This is a genomic window from Mycobacterium sp. SMC-4, assembly GCF_050205565.1.
Lineage (GTDB): Bacteria > Actinomycetota > Actinomycetes > Mycobacteriales > Mycobacteriaceae > Mycobacterium.
This window is the reverse complement of record NZ_JBNMQU010000003.1, coordinates 14,302-36,204: the sequence shown is the minus strand read 5'-3', so window position 1 is coordinate 36,204 and position 21,903 is coordinate 14,302. Positions and strand designations below refer to the sequence as shown.

The window sequence follows — 21,903 nt, the reverse complement described above, 5'->3', positions numbered from 1 at the left end:
CCCCTCGCGTCGAGCGAGAGCCTAGGGTACGAAACCCGTTCAGCGCCAGGGGTTTGGCGAATCCATCAGACCTGTTATTGACGTTGCTGTATTGACACCTGTCCGGGTCAGGCCAAGGAGTCGACCCACGAACGGTGCAAAGCGGCGTAGTGCCCGTCCGCACGCGCGACCAGCTCGTCCGGCGGGCCGTCCTCGACGATGCGACCGTGCTCGAGGACCAGCACCCGGTCGGCGATCTGCACCGTGGACAACCGGTGGGCGATCACCAGCGCGGTCCGGTCGGCGAGCACCGTCTCCAACGCACGCTGAACCAGCCGTTCACTCGGAATGTCCAGCGACGAGGTCGCCTCGTCGAGGATCAACACGGCGGGATCGGCCAGGAACGCCCGCGCGAAAGCGATGAGTTGTCGCTGGCCTGCCGACAATCGACCGCCCCGCTTGGCGACGTCGGTGTGGTAGCCGTCGGGCAGAGCTTCGATGAACGTCTGCGCGCCGACCGCTTCGGCCGCGGCGCGCACCTCGTCGTCGGTGGCGTCAGGGCGGCCGAACCGGATGTTGTCGGCGACAGATCCACCGAACATGAAGTTCTCCTGCGTCACCATGACGACGTGGCGCCGCAATTCGGTCTGCGGAATGTCCCGCAGGTCGACCCCGTCGAGGGTGACCGCGCCGGCGACCGGGTCGTAGAACCGGGTGACCAGTTTCGCCAGCGTGGTCTTGCCTGCCCCGGTGGTGCCGACCAGCGCCACCGTCTGCCCCGCCGGCACCACCAGGTCCAGTTCGGGCAGCACCGGCCGCCCCGGCACGTACTCGAAACGCACCTGGCGGAACGCGATCTCGCCCTTGACGCGAGTGAGCTCGGCCGGCTGAGCGGGGTCCGCGATGCCCGGCTTGCGGGCCAGCACACCGGCCAGCTTCTCCAGCGCCGAGGCCGCCGACTGGAAGGTGTTGAAGAACTGCGAGATCTCCTGCATTGGCTCGAAGAACATCCGCAGGTACAGCAGGAACGCGGTCAGCGTGCCGATCGTCATCTGACCGTGCAGCACCCGGTAGCCGCCGTAGAGCAGCACCAGACCGGTGGTCAGATTCCCGACGAGTTTGACCCCGGGCATGAACACCGCGAGCAACTGGAACGTGCGCTCGTTGATGGCGCGGTAACGGTCGGCCAGGTCCTCGAAGATCTCCTGGTTGCGCGGCTCGCGCCGATACGCCTGCACGGCCTTGATGCCCGTCATGGTCTCGACGAACTGCACGATCACCAGAGCCGCGGCCTCACGAACTTCGCGATAGGTCTTCGACGACTCCCGGTGGAACCACAGCACCAGACCCACCAGCACCGGGAACGCGACCAGACACATCAAACCGAGCCGCAGGTCGAGCGTCACCAGCAGGACCGCAGTGCCGACCAGGGTGAGCACCGCGGTGATCAGGCTGTCGAAACCGGTCTCGAGCATGTCCTGGATCGCTTCGACGTCGTTGGTGGACCGGCTGACCACCCGCCCCGACGTGTAGCGGTCGTGGAAGGAGATGTCCAGGCGGGAGAAGTGCCGGAACACCCGGCGGCGCAGCTCGCGCAGCACCTTCTGTCCGATCCGCCCCGAGCGGCGCAGGAAGAACATTCGGCTCAGCGCCTGGATCAGCACCACCGCACCCAGGACGGCCACGATCGTCATCAACGTCTGCGCCGACCCACCCTCGAGCAACGGCGGGATGCCCAGGTCGATACCCCGCTGCACCAACAACGGAACCGACAGCCGCGCAGCGTTTTCCACCACCACGACCGCGGCCAGCACGACCAGACTCCAACGGTAGGGGCGTAACAGAGAACCCAGCAGCGCGCGAGCCTCCCGGCGCCGCGGCCGGGTTTCGTCGATCGGCAGGTCGGCGTGTTCGTCGAACCGGCCGCGCCAGTCCTGCGTCGTCATCGCCACTGCTCCACGGCCTGCAGAGATCGGCCGTCACCGACGTCAACGCCCTCGTCGTCGGCGGCCAGCAGGTAGCGATACGCGGGGACGTCGGCCAGCAGCTCGGCGTGTGTGCCGACGTGCGTGACGGTGCCGTTCTGCAGGAGCGCCACCCGGTCGGCGAGCAGGACCGTCGAGGCTCGATGCGCGACGACAATGCCCGTGACGTCGGCCAGCACACGGCGCAGCGCCTCCTCGACCACCGCCTCGGTGTGCACGTCGAGCGCCGAGAGCGTGTCGTCGAGCACCAGGATCCTGGGTTCGGCCAGGATCGCGCGGGCCAGCGAAAGCCGTTGACGCTGACCGCCTGACAGGCTCATGCCCTGCTCACCGATGCGGGTGTCCAGACCGAACGGCAGCTCGTAGACGAACTGCGCAGCGGCGACCTCGATCGCCCGGTGCAGGTCGGCGTCCGAGGCATCCGGGCGGCCCAGCCGGAGGTTTTCCGCCACCGACATGGAGAACAGCGTCGGATCCTCGAACGCGGTGGCCACCGTGCGACGCAGCGCGTCGACCGACAGTTCACGGATGTCCTGGGCGTCGATGCGGATCTCGCCCTCGGTCACGTCGTAGAGCCGCGACAGGAGACCCACCAGGACCGACTTGCCCGAACCGGTGGCGCCGACCAACGCCAGCGTCTCCCCCGGCTCGACGGTGAGATCGACGTGGCGGAGGACCCAATCGTCGGAGTCCGGGAAGCGGAAGCCGACGTCGACGAGCTCCAGCCGGCCGCGGCGCGGCGCCTGATCCCGCGGTCCGTCGGTGATCTCGCGGGGCGCGTCGAAGATCTCGGTGATGCGGTTGGCCGCGGTGAACGATTCCTGGGTCATCGACAACAGGAATCCCAGCGACGCGATCGGCCACACCAGGGACAGCATCATGGTGATGAACGCGACCAGCGTGCCCATTGTGACGTGGCCGTGCCCAGCCGCGTACGCACCGACGCCGAGCACGACGATCAGCGTCAGGTTCGGGATGATCTCCAGCAGTGTCCAGAACTTCGCCGACACCCCCACCCGGCGGATCTGGGTGTCGTAGAGAGCAGTCAGTTGCTCGTCGAACCGCCGGTAGATGTGGTCCTCACGGCCGAACGACTTCACCACCCGCAGACCATGCGCGGCCTCTTCGACGTGGGTTGCGACATTGCCGGCCTGATCCTGCGCCAACCGGGACAGCCGCGTGTATTCGCGCTGAAAGTGCAGCACCGTCAATGTGATCGGCACGATCGAGACGCAGACCACCACCCCCAGGGGCCAGTACATCGCGAGCAGGATCGCGGTGACGACGGTGATCTGCAGGATGTTCAACAGCAGAAACAGCATGCCGAACGACATGAATCGGCGAATCGTGCCCAGGTCGTTCATGACCCGCGACAGCAACTGCCCGGAGTCCCACCGGCCGTGGAACGACATCGGCAGCACCTGCAGACGCGCGTACAGGTCCTTGCGGACGTCGGCCTCCACGCCCATGGTCGCGCGGGCAGCCAACCAGCGGCGGATGAACCACAGCACCGCTTCGGTGACGCCGACACCGAGGGCCGCGGCGCCGAGCAGCCACAGCCCCTGCTGGTCCCGGTTGGACACCGGCCCGTCGATGACCGCTCTGGTCATCAACGGGATGGAGATCGTCGCCCCCATACTGGCCAGCGCCACCACGATCATCGCGATCCACCGCGCCCGGTAGGGCATGAGGTACGGCAACAGCCGCCACAGGTCCGCGCTGGCCCTCGGCCGGTCGCGCGGCGGCGCGACCGCCGGTGCCGCGCGCAGCGCCTCGGGCCGGGAGTCAGTCACTTAGAGAATCTTCCCATTGTGCGCAACCGGATAACGCGTCGGCGAGGAGCAGCACGTCCGCCGATCGGTGTGCCCGAACTGGGTGCGGTACAGCTCGGCGTACCGCCCGCCGCGGGCCAGCAGCTCGGTGTGCGTGCCGCGTTCGGCGATCCGGCCGTCCTCGACGACGAGGATCACGTCGGCGGCCCGCACCGTCGAGAGCCGGTGCGCGATCACCAGGGAGGTCCGGCCGGCCAGCGCCTCGGCGAGCGCCTGCTGGACCGCCGCTTCGGATTCGGAGTCCAGCGATGCGGTCGCCTCGTCGAGAACCACCACCTGCGGGGCGGCCAGCAGGAGGCGGGCGATGGTCAGGCGTTGCCGCTGCCCACCGGAGAGCCGGTACCCGCGTTCGCCGACGATGGTGTCCAACCCGTCGGGCATCGCGGCGACGACGTCGCCGAGACGGGCCCGTCGCAGCGCCTCCCACAGCTCGTCGTCCGTCGCCTCCGGCGCGGCCAGCCGGAGGTTCGACCGGATCGACTCGTGGAACAAGTGCCCGTCCTGGGTGACCATGCCGACGGTTCTCTTCAGAGACGCGAACGTCGCGTCCCGCACGTCGAGACCGTTGAGCCGCACCGCGCCGTCGTCGACGTCGTAGAGGCGCGCCAACAGCGCCGCAATGGTGGACTTGCCGGCGCCCGAGGGGCCCACCAGCGCGACCATCTGCCCGGGTTCGGCGGTGAAGGTGACGCCGTGCAGCACTTCCTCGCCGCCGCGCACGTCGGCATCGGAGAGTTCGGCGACCTCCTCCAACGAGGCCAGCGAGACCTTGTCGGCCGACGGGTACGAGAAGCGGACGTCGTCGAACTCGACGCGGACGCCGCCATCCGGGGTGCCGGTCGGGATGTCGACGGCGTCCGGGCTCTCACGGATCAGCGGTACCAGGTCGATCACCTCGAAGACCCGCTCGAAACTGACCAGCGCGCTGGCGATCTCGACGCGAGCGTTCGCCAACGCGGTCAACGGGGCGTAGAGGCGCGTCAGCAACAGCGCCAAGGACACGATCGCGCCGGCCTGCAGGTGGCCGCCCAGCGCCAACGCCCCGCCCAGCCCGTAGACCAAGGCCAGAGCCAGGGCCGACATCAACGTCAGCGAGTTCATGAACGTCGACTGCAGCATCGCCCTGCGCACACCGATGTCGCGGACCCGACCGGCCTGAGTCCGGAACTCCCGGGACTCGGTGGCCGGGTCGCCGAACAGCTTGACCAGGGTGGCGCCCGGAGCCGAGAACCGCTCGGTCATCTGGGTGTTCATCGTCGCGTTGTGGACCGACGCCTCCCGCGACAGCGACGCCATCGCGGTGCCGATCCGGCGCGCCGGGATCAAGAACAGCGGCACCAACGCCAATGACAGCAGCGTGATCTGCCACGAAATGCTGAGCATCACCGCCAACGTCAGCGCCAACGTCACCAGATTGGACACCACGCCCGACAACGTGTCGGAGAACGCGCGCTGCGCTCCGAGGACATCGTTGCCCAGACGGCTCACCAGCGCGCCGGTACGGGTGCGGGTGAAGAACGCGACCGGCATCTTCTGGACGTGGTCGAACACCACGGTGCGCAGGTCGAGGATCAGACCCTCACCGATCGTCGACGACAGCCACCGCGTCGTCAAAGACAGTGCCGCTTCTGCGAGCGCGACCACCGCGATCACCGCCGCCAGCGCCACCACGACGCCGACCCGGCCCCCTTCGGTGATCTCGTCGATCACCCGGCCCGCCAGCAGCGGCGTCGTCACCGTCAGCACCGCACCGACCACGCTGACCGCCAGGAACACCGCCAACCGGCGATGATGTCGCGCCGCAAACCGCCAGATCCGGCCCATCAGGCGACGGTCCACCACCGAATGCAGATCTCCGCCCCGCGCACGGGTCTGGCGGTACAGCGTCTGCCGAGCCACCGCTTCCAAACTCATGAATTCACCGTAGAACCTCAACAAAGGGTCAGGTCAAAGCCTTCCCTGCGCCCTCGGCACGGCATCCCGCGGGCGGACCGCATCATCAGGCAAGATTGCGGACATGGACAGTGGTATGGGTTCGCCCCGGGTGCTCGTGGTCGACGACGATCCCGACGTCCTGGCCTCGCTCGAGCGTGGCCTGCGGCTGTCCGGATTCGAAGTGTCCACCGCGGTCGACGGCGCCGAGGCGCTGCGCAGCGCCACCGAGACCAAACCCGACGCCATCGTGCTCGACATCAACATGCCGGTGCTCGACGGCGTCTCGGTGGTGACCGCGCTGCGCGCGATGGACAACGACGTGCCGGTCTGCGTGCTGTCGGCGCGGTCCTCGGTCGACGACCGGGTGGCCGGGCTGGAAGCCGGCGCCGACGACTACCTGGTCAAACCGTTCGTGCTGGCCGAGTTGGTGGCGCGGGTCAAGGCGCTGCTGCGACGCCGCGGCTCGACGGCGACGTTCTCCTCGGAGACGATCACCGTCGGACCGCTGGAGGTCGACATCCCGGGCCGGCGCGCACGCGTCGACGGCGTCGACGTCGACCTCACCAAACGCGAGTTCGACCTGCTGGCGGTGCTGGCCGAGCACAAGACCGCGGTGCTGTCGCGGGCCCAGCTGCTCGAGCTGGTGTGGGGGTATGACTTCGCCGCCGACACCAACGTCGTCGACGTGTTCATCGGCTATCTGAGGCGCAAACTCGAAGCCAACGGCGCGCCCCGGCTGCTGCACACGGTGCGCGGCGTCGGCTTCGTGCTCCGACAGCAGTAGACCCCGGCCATGTTGACGCGCATCTTCCGCCGAACCCCGTCCCTGCGTACGCGGGTCGCCTTCGCCACCGCCATCGCGGCCGCCATCGTCGTCGGCATCGTCGGCACCGTGGTGTGGATCGGCATCACCGGCGACCGCAAGGAACGCCTGGACCGCCGCCTCGACGAAGCCGCCGGCTTCGCGATCCCGTTCCTGCCGCGCGGACTCGACGAGATCCCGAAGTCCCCCAACGACCAGGACGCGGTCATCACCGTGCGCCGCGCCGGAACCGTCACCTCGAACTCCGACGTGATCCTGCCCCAACTCGAACCGGGCTACGCCGACACCTACGTCGACGGCGTGCGCTACCGGGTACGCACCGTGGATCTGTCGGTGCCGGAACCGATGTCGGTGGCGGTCGGCGCCACCTACGACGCGACCATCGCCGACACCAACAATCTGCACCGTCGTGTGCTGGTCATCTGCACGCTGGCCGTCGGGGCCGGAACGCTCGGTGGCTGGCTGCTGGCCGCGTTCGCAGTGCGCCCGTTCAAACGACTGGCCCAGCAGACCCGCCAGATCGATGCGGGTGACGAGCCCCCCGACATCGACATCCGCGGCGCCACCGAAGCCGTCGAGATCGCCGACGCGCTCAAAGGCACGCTCGAGCGCATCTGGAAGGAGCAGGACCGCACCAAGGCGGCACTGGCCTCCGCGCGCGACTTCGCCTCGGTCTCGGCGCACGAGCTGCGCACGCCGCTGACGGCGATGCGCACCAACCTCGAGGTGCTGTCGACACTGGACCTCGGCGAAGAGCAGCGCAAGGAAGTGGTCAACGACGTCATCCGCACCCAGACCCGCATCGAGGCCACCCTCGGGGCGCTGGAACGGCTGGCCCAGGGCGAGCTCTCCACCTCCGACGACCACGTGCCCGTGGACATCACCGAGCTGCTCGACCGGGCCGCCCACGACGCGATGCGCGTCTACCCCGACCTTGAGGTCTCGCTGGTGCCGGCGCCGACGGTGATCATCCTCGGCCTGCCGGCCGGGCTGCGGCTGGCGGTCGACAACGCGATCGCCAACGCGGTCAAACACGGCGGCGCCACCCGCGTGCAGCTCTCGGCGGTCAGCTCGCGGGAGGGCGTCGAGATAGCGATCGACGACGACGGTGTCGGCGTGCCGGAGGAGGAGCGCAAGGTGGTGTTCGACCGTTTCTCGCGTGGGTCGACCGCGTCGCACTCCGGCTCGGGGCTGGGCCTGGCACTGGTGGCCCAGCAGGCCGACCTGCACGGCGGGACGGCCTCGCTGGAGGCCAGCCCGCTGGGCGGGGCCCGGTTGCTGCTGCGGCTACCGGGACATCGCTGAGGCCTGCCCTCCATCCCCGCCGAAATTGCATTCCACGCGCGTCAAAACGCCGTTTGACGCGCGTGGAATGCAATTTCGGCGACGGTGAGGGGCTAGCGGGTGCCGAGTAGGTCGATGACGAAGATGAGCGTCTTCCCCGACAGGCGGTGTCCACCACCCGCGGGTCCGTAGGCCAGCGCGGGCGGGACGACCAGCTTGCGACGGCCGCCGACCTTCATTCCAGGGATACCGTCCTGCCAGCCCTGGATCAGCCCGCGCAGCGGGAACTCGATCGACTCGCCGCGGTTCCAGGAGCTGTCGAACTCCTCACCGGTGTCGTATTCGACGCCGACGTAGTGCACCTCGACGTTCGCGCCGGGGACCGCTTCGGGACCGTCGCCGACGACCAGGTCGGTGATGACCAGCTCGGTGGGTGCGGGGCCGTCGGGAAATTCGATCTCGGGCTTCTGCCCGGAAGAGGAAGTCACCAGCTCACCCTACTGAGCGGTGCGCCTCAGATTCAGGGCCGCCCGAGAACCCGTTCGAGAAACTCGACCTGGTCTTCGAGGACCTGCCGGCGGAATTCCGGGAGGTAGAAGTCGAAGTGCCGGTACGGATACTCCCGGAGTTCTCCGCGAGCGGCTCGCTCGGCGAGCTGCGCCGCGCTGGTCACGGGTGTCTCGCGGTCTCGCGTTCCGGCACAGACCAGCAGCGGCATCGCCAGCGCGGACACATGGTCTGCGGGCCGGTACCGCATCATGTCGAGCAGAGCGCGAGGGGCGACGCGGTTCTGCCATGTCGGGCTGTCCATCGCGGCGATGACGTCGCGGGCTTCTTCGCTCGCCATCACCGCGAGCGTGTCGGACGGCCCGACTGCCGGGATGTAGAAGGGTTCGCGCCCCAGCCAGCCGTGCACCCGGTCGCGGACCATCGCCGCCAACAGCCGCAAAGTCGTTGTGGTGGAACGATCTTCGACTCGTCGCGGGAAACCGTTGAACGGCACCTGCGCGACGACCGCCGCGATCTGACGGTCCGCAGCAGCCGCCGTGATGACGTGACCACCGCCCAGCGACGTGCCCCACAACACGATCCGGTCGCCGGACACGTCGGCGCGGCCGCGGGCGTACCGGACGGCCGCGTGGATGTCCTCGAGTTGTCCGTGGAGGTCCACGAGCTGGCGGGGTCGGCCGCCACTGCGCCCGAAATTGCGGTAGTCGAAAGTCAGCGCGGCCAGCCCGCGCTCGGCGAACGCCTCGGCGGCGGCCCGTATCGACGGGGTGTCCTGGGTGCCGCCGAATCCGGTGCAGAGGACGACGCACGGTCGTGGCTCGGCCGCCGGCACCGCCACGAATCGACCGGCGCACACGTTGTCGCCGGCCGGGAATTCCACCATCTCGTCGACCATCGGAAGTCACCTCCACCTGTTGCCGCCATTTTGCAGGTGTCGATCGACCGGTACCGGGGCAGACTGAGGTGTGGTGAAAGACGAAGACATTCTCGACCGGGTGAACAAGTTGGTCGCCGAAGAGCAGGAGCTGCGGTCCAAACTGCAGCACGGCGAGATCGACGAGTCCGAGGAACACCGGCGGCTACGCGCCGTCGAGGTCCAGCTCGATCAGTGCTGGGATCTGTTGCGGCAACGTCGCGCCCTGCGAGATGCCGGAGCTGACCCGCGCGAGGCGCAGCTGCGTCCACCCGACGAGGTCGAGGGCTACCTGAACTGACCGCTACTGCGAGCCGTCCGGCGGACAGCTGATCGACACGTATGCCGCCGGCGGGGCCGAGGTGTCGATGCTGGTGACGGTGCACTGGGACAGCGGGATGTTCGACGGGGTGCCGGCAACCCAGTTGACGTGAACGGTGAAGCCCTGATCGGTGAGCTCGCGCATCGTGTCGGCGGGCGACTGAGATCCCGCTTGTGGTGTCGCGCCCGCAACGGCGGCCGACGCCATCCATGCACACACCGCCAGCAGCGCGGTGGTCCCTCGCGCGGTCGGAGCCATGCGGTCCATCATGCGCCCGGAGCGGGCGGCACCGCAGGTGGATGCGGCTGGTTGACCGTCTCGACCGGCCGTTGCCCGAGCAATCCGCCCTCGAGTCCACCGGCCTGGTACATCTCCCACAGCCGCCGCATGTAGTCGATGCCCCGAACCTCCGCGTTCTCCTGACCTGGCGCTACCCCGAACAGCGTGCCTTCGCCGGGCGCGGACGGGACGAGGTTCTGCGGCAGCAGATACTGGTTGTTCAGCGCGCTCAGGTTCGGCGGAATCGCCAGCGTCGCCCCGGGCACGGAGGGTTGGGCATGCTGACCGAGCAGGAGCTCGCTTCCCGGACCGAGGTGCGGCGGCAGGCCGGCCACACCGGCGGGTGACCCGCTCTGCGCCAACGGGAGAAGTGGGTGGGCGGGCGCCGGCGCGGGTGCCGGGACAACCGGAGGTGGGGGTTGGGCCGTAGCTGTGGGCGCCGCGAACAGCAGTCCGCACAGCGGGATCAGGAGGACCAGCCTCCCGGTCGGCGCCATGTCACACCGCTTTCGGGACGCCGTAGTAGGCGACGATGTCGTCTGCGGTGTCGGTCGAGCTGGTCAGGATCGCGTACGACCGGAGGAACGACTGACCCACGCAGCCGTCGATCTTGATGTGGGCGTCCTTGACGGTGACCCTGGGGTCGGTGCCCGTGAAGCTCTTCTGCGTGACCTGGACGGTGACGACCTCACCGGGTTGCGGGAACACCTCGATCTGCGCGCTCACCGGAAAGCGGGTGGAGTCCAGGACACCCAGCGCATTCAGCGACGGCGTCAACCCCACCGAGCCGTTCAGCTTCACGACGTTGAGGCTGATACCGCAGCCGATCTGGTAACCCACTTCGAGCGTTCCACCGCTCAATTCGCTGCTGCCCGTGCCTTTTACGCTCCCGGTGAAGGTCCCAGCGACGAGGTACTCGCGAGAGGACAGGGCCGTCGTCAACGGCGTCACCGCGACCTGGACCTCGTCGCGTCCGGCCACCGTGATCTCCCAACCGTCCGGGGTGACGACGGTTCCGGGCGGACCGGACGGTACCGCGCCGTCCGGTGGCGGCGCCGCTCCGGCCACCGCCTGCACCGAGGTGTCGGGCTGTGGGCCCGGGTCCGGCTGGGCCGATGCGGCCGGCGCGGCAGGCGCACCGAGGAGACAGACGACGGCCGCGAGGGTCAGTGTTCGTGCGCTCAGCGACATCTCACACCACCGTGACGTGACCGGCGTAGGTGACGATGTCCGAGGTATCCGCGGTCGAACTGGTGAACGTCGCATACGACTGCAGGAACGACTGGCCGACACAACCGTCCACCCGCACCCGGAACCCGGTCACGGTGACCCGCGCTTGGTCACCCTTGAACCGCTTCTCCCCGACCGGGACCAGGGTGACGGTGCCCGGCCGCAGGTTCACCTTGATCTGACCGTTCACCGGGAACTCGACGGCCGGGTCGATACTGAGCCGCGGATTGGCGCCCACGCTGCCCAACAACTCCACCGGGCCGCCGACGATGCCGCACCCGATGCGGTAGCCGACGACGAGATCACCGCCGGACAGTTCGGTGCTTCCCGCGCCGGTGACCGTGCCGGTGAAGGTTCCACCCACCAGGTATTCGCGGGAGGTGAGTGCGGTGGTCAGCGGGGCGACCGGTTGATGGGTCTCGTCCTTGGCGGCCACCGTCAACTCCCAGCCGTCCGGGGTTTTCAGGTATCCCGGCGGCGACGACGGCACGGCCGACGGGGGCGACGGCGCCGCCTCGGCGGCCACCGGATCGGTCTCCGGCGCCGGCTGCGCCACCCCGTGCGGCGACGCCCCGAAGGTAGCCAGCACACCGGCCGTAACCAGGACGACCGACAATATTCGCATGTACCAGCGCCTTCCGACACGCCAATTCCTTTGAGGTGCTAAGGATACGGGTTGTTCGCGAGATACGGAGACGGAACACACACGCCAGGGTTTCGTGGGGGTAAATCTATTCGCCGGCCGCATCGGTGTGATCTGCTGTCACTCGTCCTGTGGAGCCATCGAGGGGAGGCAGCGATCACCGGCAACCGCGCGCTCGTCGTCGCCATGGCCCTGTCCGTCATCGGGCTGCCGGCAGCACCCGCGTCGGCCCAACCCGCCGAGGCTGCGCCCGAAGCCGCCACCGCGTGTACCGAGTTCGCGCGCGCGCTCGACCTGGCTTCGGTGAGCTACTCCGATTTCGCCAACGCCCTGGCGTTGGGCGAAGTCCGGCCGAACTATGCCGACCCCATCGTGTCGTCGAGCAACACCTACGGCCGCACCGGCCTGCGTGAGGCCGTCAGCGTCGCTCTGGGTGCGTCGCGCACGCCCGGACTCGCTCCGCAGATCGCGGCACCGATGCGCTCCTGGGCGCTCGGTGCGACCAAGCTGATCGTGCTCATGGGGTTGCGGGTCGACGTCGACCGGTTCAACGACAACGCGACCCGGATCAACGCGGACACCGAAGCGGTGCAGAAGGCCTGCGCCGAAGCGGGAACCCGGGCGTAGCGACGGCATGCGGCACACCGACTTCGACGTCGTCATCGTCGGCGGCGGGCACAACGGTCTGGTCGCCGCGGCGTACCTGGCCCGCGCCGGCCGCCGGGTACAGGTGCTCGAACGGCTCGACCGGGTCGGTGGCGCGGCGGTATCGGCGCATACCTTCGACGGAGTCGACGCGCGGCTGTCGCGCTATTCGTATCTGGTCAGCCTGCTGCCCCGGCGCATCGTCGACGACCTGGGCGCCCGGGTCTCTCTGGTGCGCCGCCGCTATTCGTCGTACACGCCCGACCCGTCCGACGGTGGCCGCACCGGCCTGCTGGTGGGCCCGTCATCGACGTTCGGCGCGATCGGCGCTGCTGATGACGAGGCACGGTTCGCCGAGTTCTACCGCCGGTACGGCGCTCTCGCGGCGCGCGTGTGGCCGACGATGCTGGCGCCGTTGACGACGCGCAGCCAGATGCGCGCCCTGGTGGCCGACGACACCGCGTGGCGCACGCTGGTCGAGGAACCGATCGGGCACGCGATCACCCGGGCCGTCGATCACGACGTGGTGCGCGGCGTCATGGCCACCGACGCGCTGATCGGGACGTTCGCCCGACTGGACGACGCGTCACTCGTACAGAACACGTGCTTCCTGTACCACGTGATCGGCGGCGGAACCGGCCACTGGGATGTACCGGTGGGCGGCATGGGCACCGTCAGTGGCGCGCTGGCGGCCGCGGCCACGCGGTTCGGCGCCGAAATCGTCACCGGCGCCGACGTCTACGCCATCGACCCGGACGGCGAGGTGCGCTACCGACGCGGCGCCGAGGAGCATCGCGTCACCTGCGAACAGATCTTGTCGAACGTGACGCCCGTGGCGCTGGCCCGCATGCTCGGCGACACCGAACCGGAACTCGCCGTCGGCTCGCAGGTCAAAGTCAACCTGTTGTTGCGCCGCCTGCCGCGGCTGAGAGACGAAACGATAAGCGTCGAGCAGGCTTTCGGCGGGACCTTCCACATCAACGAAACGTTCGGCCAACTCGACACCGCCTACCTGCAGGCCGCCGACGGCCGCATCCCTGATCCCCTCCCCTGCGAAATCTACTGCCACTCGGTGACCGATCCGACAATCCTGTCGGAGGACCTGCGCGCGAACGGCGCCAAGACGCTCACGGTGTTCGGTCTGCACACGCCGCACTCGCTGACCGCGTCACACCAACCCGGCCAACTTCGCGAAGACCTCACCTCCGCGGTGCTGGCGTCGCTGAATTCCGTTCTGGCTGAACCCATCGAGGACGTCATTCTCGCCGACCCGGCGGGGCGTCCGTGCATCGAAACCAAGACGACCGGCGACCTCGAGCACACGTTGGGGATGACGCACGGCCACATCTTCCATGGCGAGTTGCGGTGGCCGTTCGCCGAGGACGACGAACCGCTGACCACACCTGCTCAGCGCTGGGGAGTCGCCACACCGCATGAGCGAATCCTGTTGTGCGGATCGGGGTCTCGACGGGGTGGCGGCGTCTCGGGGATCGGCGGCCACAACGCGGCAATGGCCGCGCTGGAGAGTTAGCGTCCGGTCAGCTTCTGCAGGATGCGCTGCAGAGCCGCCAGATCGTCGGCGTCCAGCGCGGAGAACACGTCCGGCGCCGGGTCGTACACTTCGTCGATCGCGTGCACGACCGCGTGGCCGGCGTCGGTCAGTGAGACCTGTTTGCACCGCCGGTTGCGCGGATCCACCTGACGCACAACCAGTCCCCGTTCCTCGAGAGCGTTGACCGCCACCGTCGCCGCCGGCGCATCGATGGTGGCTGCGACCGCGAGTTCCTTGACCGTCATCGGTGCACGGCTCAACCGCTTCAGGATGCGGATCCGGCTGAACGGCAATCCCGAACGAGCGATGACCGCCCGCTTCCAGCCGTCGCGGTGCTCCACGACCAGCGCGACAAGGTCACGCCACACCTGGTCGGCGACGGCGTCATGCGGCACGGGACGCTCCTCGCATCGAGGGGTCGCCGGAGATCAGCGGCGCCAGCCGCTCGGCAGAGCGCAGCGCGCGACCCGATGTGGAGAACAGCGCCAGCACGGTGATCACCAGGCCCAGAGCGACGCAGACAAACCACAGCGGTCGGGCGGCGTCGGCGAAGTCCGTCGTGGTGCCTGCCAGCGCCCCACCGGCCACCGAACCGCACAGTGCCACACCGATACTCACGCCGATCTGTCTGCTGGTGGACGTCACCGCCGACGCGGCACCGGCGCGTTCCAGCGGCATCCCGCTCACCGCGGCGTTGGTGATCGGCGCATTGACCATCGAGAAGCCGACGCCGAAGACCGCGAACACCACCAGCAGCGCCCAGATCGGGGTGGTGGAGGTCAGGAAGGTCAGCATGCCCGCCGCCGTCGTGATCAGCACGCCCGCGATCAGCAGCGACGGCCGCGCCCCGAACCGGCCGACCATCCGGCCCGACAGCGGTGAGAACAGCAGCGCGCCGAGGGCGATCGGCAGGTAGATCAGACCGGTCTGCATGGCCGAGTATCCGCGTTCCCCTTGCAGGTACAGCGACATCATGAACAGGAACGCGCCCCACCCGGCGAACGCCGAGATCGCGGTCACCGTCGCCGAGCTGAACGGGATGCTGCGGAAGAACCGGAGGTCGATGAACGGGTCGTGCCGACGGGACTCGTAGCGCACGAACAATCCGAACGCGACCGCCGCGACGACGGCCGCGGTCAGCGTGCGCGGGTTGGTCCACCCCAGCACCGGGCCCTCGATCAACGTGAACACCATGCCGAAGAGGAACAGCACCGCCAGCACCTGGCCGATCGGATCGATGTTGCGCATCGTCGCCGACTTGGACTCGGGGACGAACAGTGCGGTGAGGATGATCGCGGTCGCGCAGATCGGCAGGTTGATCCAGAACACCGCCCGCCAGCTGACGAACTCGATCAGGAAGCCACCGACGATCGGTCCGAACGCCATGGAGATGCCGACCACCGAACCCCAGATGCCCAGGGCGCGCGCCCGTTCCACCGGGCCGGTGAAGACCTGCGAGACGATGGACAGCGCGACGGGATTCATCATGGAGCCGCCCACGGCCTGCAGGAGCCGCGCGAGGATCAGGGTCTCCATGTCGGGGGCGAGGCTGCACAGCAACGAGCCGAAGGCGAAGGTCGTCAGCCCGATCTGGAAGACCCGTCGTCGCCCGAATCGGTCGCCTGTGGCACCTGCCAGGATCAGCAGGGATGCGAGCACCAGGGTGTAGACGTCGACGACCCACTGCAACTGCGAGGGCGACGCGTTCAGGTCGTCGCGGATCGCCGGGATGGCGACGTTGACGATGGTGGCATCCATCGACACGATGAGCAGGCTCAGACAACAGGACGCCAGGATGATCGCCTTGCGCCGTGTCGTCATCGCGCCGACGGGATCAGTCACCCGACGATTGTGAAACTACAACTGTTCCTGGGCAAGGGACAGGACTGTGACATTCGACGCGTGCGAGCGCGCGGAAAATGCGCACGCGGGGCGGCGCGTCTGCCGACAGACACGCGCCCTCGCGGGACGAGTCAGCGGGGAGTTCAGCGGGACTTCAGGTCCGCGTAGTCACGCTCGGTGTAGCCGGTGTAGATCTGGCGCGGGCGGCCGATCTTGTTCGGCTCGCCGTGCATCTCACGCCAGTGCGCGATCCAGCCCGGCAGGCGACCCAGCGCGAACAGCACGGTGAACATCCGCGTCGGGAAGCCCATGGCCCGGTAGATCACGCCGGTGTAGTAGTCGACGTTCGGGTAGAGCTTGCGCTCGATGAAGAAGTCATCGGTCAGCGCGATCTCTTCGAGTTCCTTCGCGATGTCGAGCAGCTCGTCCTTGACGCCGATCTTGCCGAGGATCTTGTCGGCCTGCTCCTTGACGATGCGCGCCCGCGGGTCGTAGTTCTTGTAGACGCGGTGGCCGAAGCCCATCAGCTTGACGTTGTCCTCGCGGTTCTTGACCTTCTTGACGAACGTCGCGACGTCGTCGTCACCCGCGCGGATCTTCTCCAGCATCTCCAGCACGGCCTGGTTGGCGCCGCCGTGCAGCGGACCCCACAGCGCGTTGATGCCGCCGGACACCGACGTGAACAGGTTGGCCTGCGACGACCCGACCAGACGCACCGTCGAGGTCGAGCAGTTCTGCTCGTGGTCGGCATGCAGGATGAACAGCATGTCCAGCGCACGGACGATCTCGGGATCGACCTCGTAAGGCTCGGCCGGCAGACCGAACGTCATCCGCAGGAAGTTCTCCACCAGCGTGAACGAGTTGTCCGGATACAGGAACGGCTGCCCCTCGGACTTCTTGTACGCATACGCCGCGATGGTCGGCAGCTTTGCCAGCAGACGGATCGTGGACAGCTCGACCTGCTGAGGATCGAACGGGTCCAGCGAGTCCTGGTAGTAGGCGCTCAGGGCGTTGACCGCGCTGGAGAGCACCGGCATCGGATGTGCGTTGCGCGGGAAGCCGTCGAAGAACCGCTTGAGGTCTTCATGCAGCAACGTGTGGCGCTGGATCTTGGTGGTGAAGTCCTCGAGCTGCTCGGCGGTGGGCAGTTCGCCGTAGATCAGCAGGTAGCTGACCTCGATGAACGTCGACTTCTCGGCGAGCTGCTCGATCGGGTAGCCGCGGTACCGCAAGATGCCGGCGTCACCGTCGATGTAGGTGATCGCACTCTTGGTCGACGCGGTGTTGACGAAGCCGCCGTCGAAGGTCGTAAAGCCGCTCTTCGCCAGCATGGAACCCAGCGCGATGCCGTGGGCCCCTTCGGTTGCTTTGACGATGTCGAGTTCGAGCTCTCCACCGGGGTACTTCAGGGTGGCGTGCTCCTGCCCGGCTTCGGCGTTATCGGCCACTGCGATCCCTTCAGGTGTCTGTAGGTCCAACGCGATCTCTCGGAGTCTGACTACAGAAGGTAGTCCCATTCCCGCCGGCACGCCCGCGGGGGTGCGCCAGACGGTCAGACGGGTTGCCCGATACCCACGATTTCACTCGTGAATTGCACATATGTGGCCTCGAACGCATCGATCACGTCGTCCATGGTCATCGCCGCCGCGCTCGGCAGGTCGTAGGCGATGCTCTCCAGAGCGGTCATCAGCACCGCTCCCGACACCGCCGCGACGAGCTTGATCCGGCGATCGGTGAGGGTCAGGCCCAAGCGGTGCGCCAACACCTTGTCCACGGCGTTGGCCCGGTACTCGACGGCGGCCTGGCGCAACGTCGTTGACGTGATCACGATGCGCAGGATCTGCAGCAGGCGGGCCGCCGGCAACGCACCCGGCCGGCCCGTCCGGCAGGCTGTGGCCGCTTCGATGTAGGCCCGTCGGAGCGCTTCGTAAGGATTCACATCCAAGGGCTGGCGGGCCAGTTCGGTGGCAACGATGGCGAGCACGTCGTCGATCAGGGCCAGCGCGATGGCCTCTTTGGTAGGGAAATACCGACTGAATGTCCGCGGCGACACATTGGCGACCGCCGCGATCTGGTCGACGGTCGTGCGGTCGAAACCCTGCCGTTCGCAGAGCTCCACCGCCGCGCTCAGCAACAAGGCGCGCGTCTGCCGCTTCTTCCGCTCCCGCAAACCGAGCGTGCGGTCCCCCCGAACTTCAACCACTCCCGGATGCTATCCCGCCAGACTGGGAAAATAATGAGAAACCGGCAGGAACGCGCAGCGTCGGCCGAGGCCATGGCCGGGAACGATTTTCCGTCAGCAACTACGGCTGCAGCCGCTCCACCACAGTCCCCCGCACACGGATGCGATTGTGCACGCGGTTCTCGCGGCCCTGCCAGAACTCGACCACCTCGGCACCGATCACATAGCCACCCCACCCCGGCGGGACGGGGACGTCGTCCACGTCGGCGAAGCGGGCAGTGACCTCGGCCAGCTGGTCGAGCAGAGCGGCGCGGGACGCGATCGGCGCGCTCTGCGCCGACGCCCAGGCACCCAGCTGGGAGCCGCGGGGGCGTTTGGACCAGTACGCCGCCGTCACCTCCGGAGCCACCTTGGTCACCGGACCGCGTACGTGCACCTGCCGGCCCAGCCCGAACCACGGGAAAGTCGCCGACGCATAGGGCACCGCGGCCAGCTGCCGACCCTTGTCCGAGTCGTAGTTGGTGTAGAACGAGATGCCCGACTCCTCGACGCTCTTGCACAGCACACTGCGGGTGCACGGTCGACCGTCCTGGTCCACCGTGCCCAGGACCATGGCGTTGGGTTCGGACAGGCCGGCCGCGACAGCATCGGCGATCCACCTGTTCAGCAGCGCCACCCAGCCGTCGGCGAGCCAGTCGGCATCGAGGTCGACGCTGCCGTCCTTTTCCGCCGATCCGTACTCCACCCGCATCCGTGCCAGGTCATCTGAGGTGTCCACGCAACAACGCTAGGTGATGCGGTGCGACAATCTGGCACATGACTGGGGTGCCGGAGGATTTCACGCCGGGTTTGTCCGGCGTGGTGGCGTTCGAGACCGAGATCGCCGAACCCGACAAGGACGGCGGCGCGCTGCGCTACCGCGGAGTCGACATCGAGGACCTGGTGGCGCAACGCGTCACCTTCGGTGACGTGTGGGGGCTACTGGTCGACGGCCGGTTCGGCGATGGCCTGCCACCGGCCGAGCCGTTCCCACTGCCGATCCACAGCGGTGACGTCCGCGTCGACGTCCAGGCCGGGCTGGCGATGCTCGCCCCGATCTGGGGTTACCAGCCGATCCTCGACATCGACGATCAGACTGCCCGCGACCAGCTGGCGCGCGCCTCGGTGATGGCGCTGTCCTACGTCGCCCAGTCCGCGCGCGGCATCTACCGACCCGCGGTGCCGCAACGCACCGTCGACGCCTGCGACACCGTCACCGCGCGTTTCATGACGAGATGGCAGGGCGAGCCGGACCCACGCCATGTCGAGGCCATCGACGCGTACTGGGTCAGTGCCGCCGAGCACGGCATGAACGCCTCCACGTTCACCGCCCGCGTGATCGCCTCGACCGGCGCCGACGTGGCCGCGGCGCTCTCCGGGGCGATCGGCGCGATGAGTGGGCCGCTGCACGGTGGAGCGCCCGCTCGCGTCATCCCGATGATCGAGGAGGTCGAGCGCAGCGGCGACGCACGCGCCGTGGTCCAGGGAATCCTGGACCGCAACGAGAAGTTGATGGGGTTCGGTCACCGCGTGTACCGGGCCGAGGATCCCCGGGCGCGTGTCCTACGCGCGACGGCCCAACGCCTGCAGGCGCCCCGCTACGAGGTGGCGGCCGCGCTCGAGCAGGCCGCGCTGGCCGAACTGCGCGAACGACGTCCCGACCGGGCCATCGAGACCAACGTGGAATTCTGGGCCGCGGTCATCCTCGACTTCGCGCAGGTGCCGCCGAACATGATGCCGGCGATGTTCACCTGCGGACGCACCGCCGGCTGGTGCGCCCACATCCTCGAGCAGAAGCGGCTTGGCAAGCTGGTGCGCCCGTCGGCGGTCTACGTCGGCCCCGCCCCGCGCAGCCCCGAGTCGGTCGACGGCTGGGATCTGCTCTCCCGGTCATGACCGACGCCCGTGCGGTGTTCGCCTCGGCCGCAGAGCATTTCGTCGCCCTGGCGCGGCGAATCCCGGGCGACCGCTGGAACGATCCGGGACTGGGCGAGTGGAGCGTGCGGGACCTGGTGGGCCACACGTCACGCTCGCTCATCACCGTCAGCACCTATCTGAAGACGACGGCACCGCGGGAGGATCTGACCGACGCAGTCGGCTACTACGTCGAGATGCAGTCCGTGGCTTCCGGTCTGGGGGCGGCAGCCGTCGTCGAACGTGGCCGTCAAGCGGGCCGAGACCTCGGTGACGACCCGGCCGCCACGGTCGCCGACCTGGCGGCGCGGGCGCTGGCCGATGTCGCCGACGCCGGCGACCCGCTGATCGAGGTGATCGGCGGCTACGGCATCAGGTTGAGCAGTTACCTGCCGACGCGGACCTTCGAGCTCGCCGTGCACGGCATCGACATCGCGCGCGCTGTCGGCCTCGACGCCTCGCCGCCGGCCGATGTGCTCGCCGACGCGGCCGCGCTGGCTGCGCGCATCGGCGTCGCCCTCGACCACGGGCCGACTCTGCTGCTCGCGCTGACCGGACGCACCGAGTTGCCCGACGGATTCTCGGTGGTGTGACCTTCCGGCCGCGATGAGTTTCTGCTGGGCTGGGGGTCTGTACGGGACCACCTACTGTCAGGAGAACCCATGGCGATCGACAACACCCCCATGCTGGTACCGCATCTCGTCGTCGACGACGCGGCAGCCGCGCTGGACTTCTACGCCAGGGCCTTCGGCGCCGAAGAGATGGTGCGGATGCCCGGTCCCGGCGGCAAGCTGATCCACGCGTCCATGCGAATCAACGGCGCGATGGTGTTCCTCAACGACGACTTCCCGGAGTTCAACGACGGCAAGGCCGGCACTCCGACGGCGCTCGGCGGCTCGTCGGTGACCATCCATCTGCACGGGCCCGATGTGGAAGGCCGCTTCCGGCGCGCCCTCGACGCCGGGGCCACCGTGGTCAATCCACTCGAAGATCAGTTCTGGGGTGACCGCTACGGCGTGGTGCGCGACCCGTTCGGCCACCAGTGGTCGTTGGCCGAGACGGTCCGCGAGGTCGACATGAACCAGGTGCTCGCCGAGATGGCCGAGGGCAGCCGGCCCGCCCCCTGAGCGTCGGTGTGTTGCGCACCTCTTGAGCGCCCCCGCAGGGATACTGGCCGAGTTGCCGCCCCGGGCGTGGGCGCCCAAGCGAGGTGAAACGTGGTCTGGCTCCTGCAGTTTCCGCCGGTGATCGTGGGCATGCTGTGGGTGACCGTGATCGTAGGGGTGTCGGTCGGCGGACTCGTGGTGTTCCGCAAGCTGGTGTCACACAGCCGGTTGGAGAACGCCAATGAGATGTCTGCTCCGGTGTTCCAGCTGGCCGGGGTGCTTTACGCGGTGCTCGTCGCGTTCGTCGTGGTCGTGGTTTGGGAGCAGTTCACCGAGGCAGAGGATGCCAGCGCCCACGAGGCCGCCGCGGTCGCCGATCTGTTGCGCGACTCCGAAGCGTTGCCCGACGAGGCTCGACTGACGGTGCAGCGCAGCCTGGTCGCCTACGCCCGCGATGTCGTCGCCGACGAGTTTCCGCGGATGCAGCGCGGGGACACCATCGAAGAGCAGTCCGACGAACTCCTCGCCGTCTGGCGGACCTACCTGTCGGTCCAGCCTGAAACACGCTCGGAGATCGCGTTTTTCGATCACGCCATCGTACGGCTCAACGACCTGGGCGCCGAGCGGAAGCTGCGGGTGTCGACCAGCGAGTCGGCCGTGCCTGGGGAACTGTGGGTGCTCCTGGTCGGGGGTGGCGGCGTGGTGATGGCGTTCACGTTCTTGTTCGGCACGCGCGACATCGTGGTGCACGCTCTGGCGGTCGGCTTGACCGCCGCCCTGCTGGCGTTCGTGCTCTACCTGATTTTCGCGCTCGAACACCCGTATGTGGGTGCCCTGTCGGTCTCCCCCGAAGCCTTCACCAGGGTGCTGCAGGACTGGGCGCCGTGA

23 protein-coding genes are annotated in these 21,903 nt (G+C 68.2%); 9 read left to right on the top strand and 14 right to left on the bottom strand.

The window, feature by feature from the left end:
• Positions 1–107: 107 nt before the first annotated feature.
• Genes ACQI46_RS06930 through ACQI46_RS06920 form a run of 3 tightly spaced genes read right to left on the bottom strand, consistent with a single transcriptional unit; the run spans position 108 to position 5,710 of the window.
• Positions 108–1,925 carry an ABC transporter ATP-binding protein gene (locus ACQI46_RS06930; RefSeq protein WP_427093242.1) on the bottom strand — a complete coding sequence of 606 codons (1,818 nt, stop codon included), beginning with the start codon at positions 1,923–1,925 and terminating at the stop codon, positions 108–110.
• Entirely contained in the window at positions 1,922–3,757 is a 1,836-nt protein-coding gene (locus tag ACQI46_RS06925) for an ABC transporter ATP-binding protein (RefSeq protein ID WP_427093241.1), read from the bottom strand. Before ACQI46_RS06925 ends, ACQI46_RS06930 begins: the two co-directional genes overlap by 4 nt.
• Positions 3,758–5,710, bottom strand: a complete 1,953-nt coding sequence (locus ACQI46_RS06920) for an ABC transporter ATP-binding protein (protein WP_427093240.1) — start codon at positions 5,708–5,710, stop codon at positions 3,758–3,760.
• Between the two features lie 94 nt (positions 5,711–5,804).
• Here ACQI46_RS06920 and prrA point away from each other — a divergent pair, with 94 nt between their 5' ends.
• Together prrA and ACQI46_RS06910 are read left to right on the top strand one after the other, a co-directional pair.
• Positions 5,805–6,515 carry a two-component system response regulator PrrA gene (gene prrA, locus ACQI46_RS06915; RefSeq protein WP_427093577.1) on the top strand — a complete coding sequence of 237 codons (711 nt, stop codon included), beginning with the start codon at positions 5,805–5,807 and terminating at the stop codon, positions 6,513–6,515.
• 9 nt (positions 6,516–6,524) lie between these two features.
• Positions 6,525–7,859 carry a HAMP domain-containing sensor histidine kinase gene (locus ACQI46_RS06910; RefSeq protein ID WP_427093239.1) on the top strand — a complete coding sequence of 445 codons (1,335 nt, stop codon included), beginning with the start codon at positions 6,525–6,527 and terminating at the stop codon, positions 7,857–7,859.
• Between the two features lie 92 nt (positions 7,860–7,951).
• Here the strand turns inward: ACQI46_RS06910 and ACQI46_RS06905 are convergent, their stop codons facing one another.
• Both ACQI46_RS06905 and ACQI46_RS06900 read right to left on the bottom strand, forming a co-directional pair.
• Positions 7,952–8,326: an FKBP-type peptidyl-prolyl cis-trans isomerase gene (locus tag ACQI46_RS06905; protein ID WP_427093238.1), complete on the bottom strand. Its 375-nt coding sequence runs from the start codon at positions 8,324–8,326 to the stop codon at positions 7,952–7,954.
• Positions 8,327–8,358: 32 nt separating this feature from the next.
• The gene (locus ACQI46_RS06900; protein WP_427093237.1) at positions 8,359–9,243 is read right to left on the bottom strand and encodes an alpha/beta hydrolase; all 885 of its coding nucleotides are present in this window, start codon (positions 9,241–9,243) and stop codon (positions 8,359–8,361) included.
• Positions 9,244–9,313: 70 nt separating this feature from the next.
• Here ACQI46_RS06900 and ACQI46_RS06895 point away from each other — a divergent pair, with 70 nt between their 5' ends.
• On the top strand, positions 9,314–9,562 hold the full coding sequence (locus tag ACQI46_RS06895) for a DUF2630 family protein (RefSeq protein WP_427093236.1): 249 nt from the start codon (positions 9,314–9,316) through the stop codon (positions 9,560–9,562).
• A gap of 3 nt (positions 9,563–9,565) precedes the next feature.
• On the opposite strand, the gene ACQI46_RS06890 is transcribed toward ACQI46_RS06895, so the two are convergent.
• Genes ACQI46_RS06890 through ACQI46_RS06875 form a run of 4 tightly spaced genes read right to left on the bottom strand, consistent with a single transcriptional unit; the run spans position 9,566 to position 11,711 of the window.
• Entirely contained in the window at positions 9,566–9,841 is a 276-nt protein-coding gene (locus tag ACQI46_RS06890; RefSeq protein ID WP_427093235.1) for a hypothetical protein, read from the bottom strand.
• Between the two features lie 8 nt (positions 9,842–9,849).
• Positions 9,850–10,359: a hypothetical protein gene (locus ACQI46_RS06885; RefSeq protein ID WP_427093234.1), complete on the bottom strand. Its 510-nt coding sequence runs from the start codon at positions 10,357–10,359 to the stop codon at positions 9,850–9,852.
• Position 10,360: 1 nt separating this feature from the next.
• Positions 10,361–11,053 carry an MspA family porin gene (locus ACQI46_RS06880; RefSeq protein ID WP_427093233.1) on the bottom strand — a complete coding sequence of 231 codons (693 nt, stop codon included), beginning with the start codon at positions 11,051–11,053 and terminating at the stop codon, positions 10,361–10,363.
• A 1-nt stretch (position 11,054) separates the two neighbouring features.
• Positions 11,055–11,711, bottom strand: coding sequence for an MspA family porin (locus ACQI46_RS06875; RefSeq protein WP_427093576.1), 657 nt, complete (start codon positions 11,709–11,711; stop codon positions 11,055–11,057).
• A 210-nt stretch (positions 11,712–11,921) separates the two neighbouring features.
• On the opposite strand from ACQI46_RS06875, the gene ACQI46_RS06870 reads away from it, so the two are divergent.
• Together ACQI46_RS06870 and ACQI46_RS06865 are read left to right on the top strand one after the other, a co-directional pair.
• Entirely contained in the window at positions 11,922–12,362 is a 441-nt protein-coding gene (locus ACQI46_RS06870) for a hypothetical protein (RefSeq protein ID WP_427093232.1), read from the top strand.
• A 7-nt stretch (positions 12,363–12,369) separates the two neighbouring features.
• Complete coding sequence (locus ACQI46_RS06865) at positions 12,370–13,911, top strand: phytoene desaturase family protein (RefSeq protein ID WP_427093231.1); 1,542 nt, start codon at positions 12,370–12,372, stop codon at positions 13,909–13,911.
• Here ACQI46_RS06865 and ACQI46_RS06860 read toward each other — a convergent pair.
• The 5 genes from ACQI46_RS06860 to pdxH all read right to left on the bottom strand — a co-directional run bounded on the left by ACQI46_RS06860 (position 13,908) and on the right by pdxH (position 18,734).
• Positions 13,908–14,327 (bottom strand): MarR family winged helix-turn-helix transcriptional regulator, encoded by a 420-nt coding sequence (locus ACQI46_RS06860; RefSeq protein WP_427093230.1) that lies wholly within the window; start codon positions 14,325–14,327, stop codon positions 13,908–13,910. The two genes, ACQI46_RS06865 and ACQI46_RS06860, sit on opposite strands and share 4 nt — an antisense overlap.
• The gene (locus ACQI46_RS06855; RefSeq protein WP_427093575.1) at positions 14,317–15,753 is read right to left on the bottom strand and encodes an MFS transporter; all 1,437 of its coding nucleotides are present in this window, start codon (positions 15,751–15,753) and stop codon (positions 14,317–14,319) included. The genes ACQI46_RS06860 and ACQI46_RS06855 overlap by 11 nt, the downstream gene beginning before the upstream one ends.
• Before the next feature lie 164 nt (positions 15,754–15,917).
• Positions 15,918–17,222 carry a citrate synthase gene (locus ACQI46_RS06850; RefSeq protein ID WP_427093229.1) on the bottom strand — a complete coding sequence of 435 codons (1,305 nt, stop codon included), beginning with the start codon at positions 17,220–17,222 and terminating at the stop codon, positions 15,918–15,920.
• Positions 17,223–17,326: 104 nt separating this feature from the next.
• Positions 17,327–17,977: a TetR family transcriptional regulator gene (locus ACQI46_RS06845; RefSeq protein WP_427093228.1), complete on the bottom strand. Its 651-nt coding sequence runs from the start codon at positions 17,975–17,977 to the stop codon at positions 17,327–17,329.
• A 100-nt stretch (positions 17,978–18,077) separates the two neighbouring features.
• A complete protein-coding gene (gene pdxH, locus ACQI46_RS06840; RefSeq protein ID WP_427093227.1) occupies positions 18,078–18,734 on the bottom strand; it encodes a pyridoxamine 5'-phosphate oxidase in 657 nt (218 codons plus the stop codon).
• Positions 18,735–18,772: 38 nt separating this feature from the next.
• Between pdxH and ACQI46_RS06835 the strand changes: the two genes are divergently transcribed.
• The 4 genes from ACQI46_RS06835 (at position 18,773) to ACQI46_RS06820 (ending at position 21,903) form a co-directional block, all read left to right on the top strand.
• Entirely contained in the window at positions 18,773–19,891 is a 1,119-nt protein-coding gene (locus tag ACQI46_RS06835; RefSeq protein WP_427093226.1) for a citrate synthase 2, read from the top strand.
• The gene (locus ACQI46_RS06830) at positions 19,888–20,502 is read left to right on the top strand and encodes a maleylpyruvate isomerase family mycothiol-dependent enzyme (protein ID WP_427093225.1); all 615 of its coding nucleotides are present in this window, start codon (positions 19,888–19,890) and stop codon (positions 20,500–20,502) included. The genes ACQI46_RS06835 and ACQI46_RS06830 overlap by 4 nt, the downstream gene beginning before the upstream one ends.
• Before the next feature lie 69 nt (positions 20,503–20,571).
• Entirely contained in the window at positions 20,572–21,036 is a 465-nt protein-coding gene (locus tag ACQI46_RS06825) for a VOC family protein (protein WP_427093224.1), read from the top strand.
• A 90-nt stretch (positions 21,037–21,126) separates the two neighbouring features.
• Positions 21,127–21,903: a DUF4239 domain-containing protein gene (locus ACQI46_RS06820; protein WP_427093223.1), complete on the top strand. Its 777-nt coding sequence runs from the start codon at positions 21,127–21,129 to the stop codon at positions 21,901–21,903.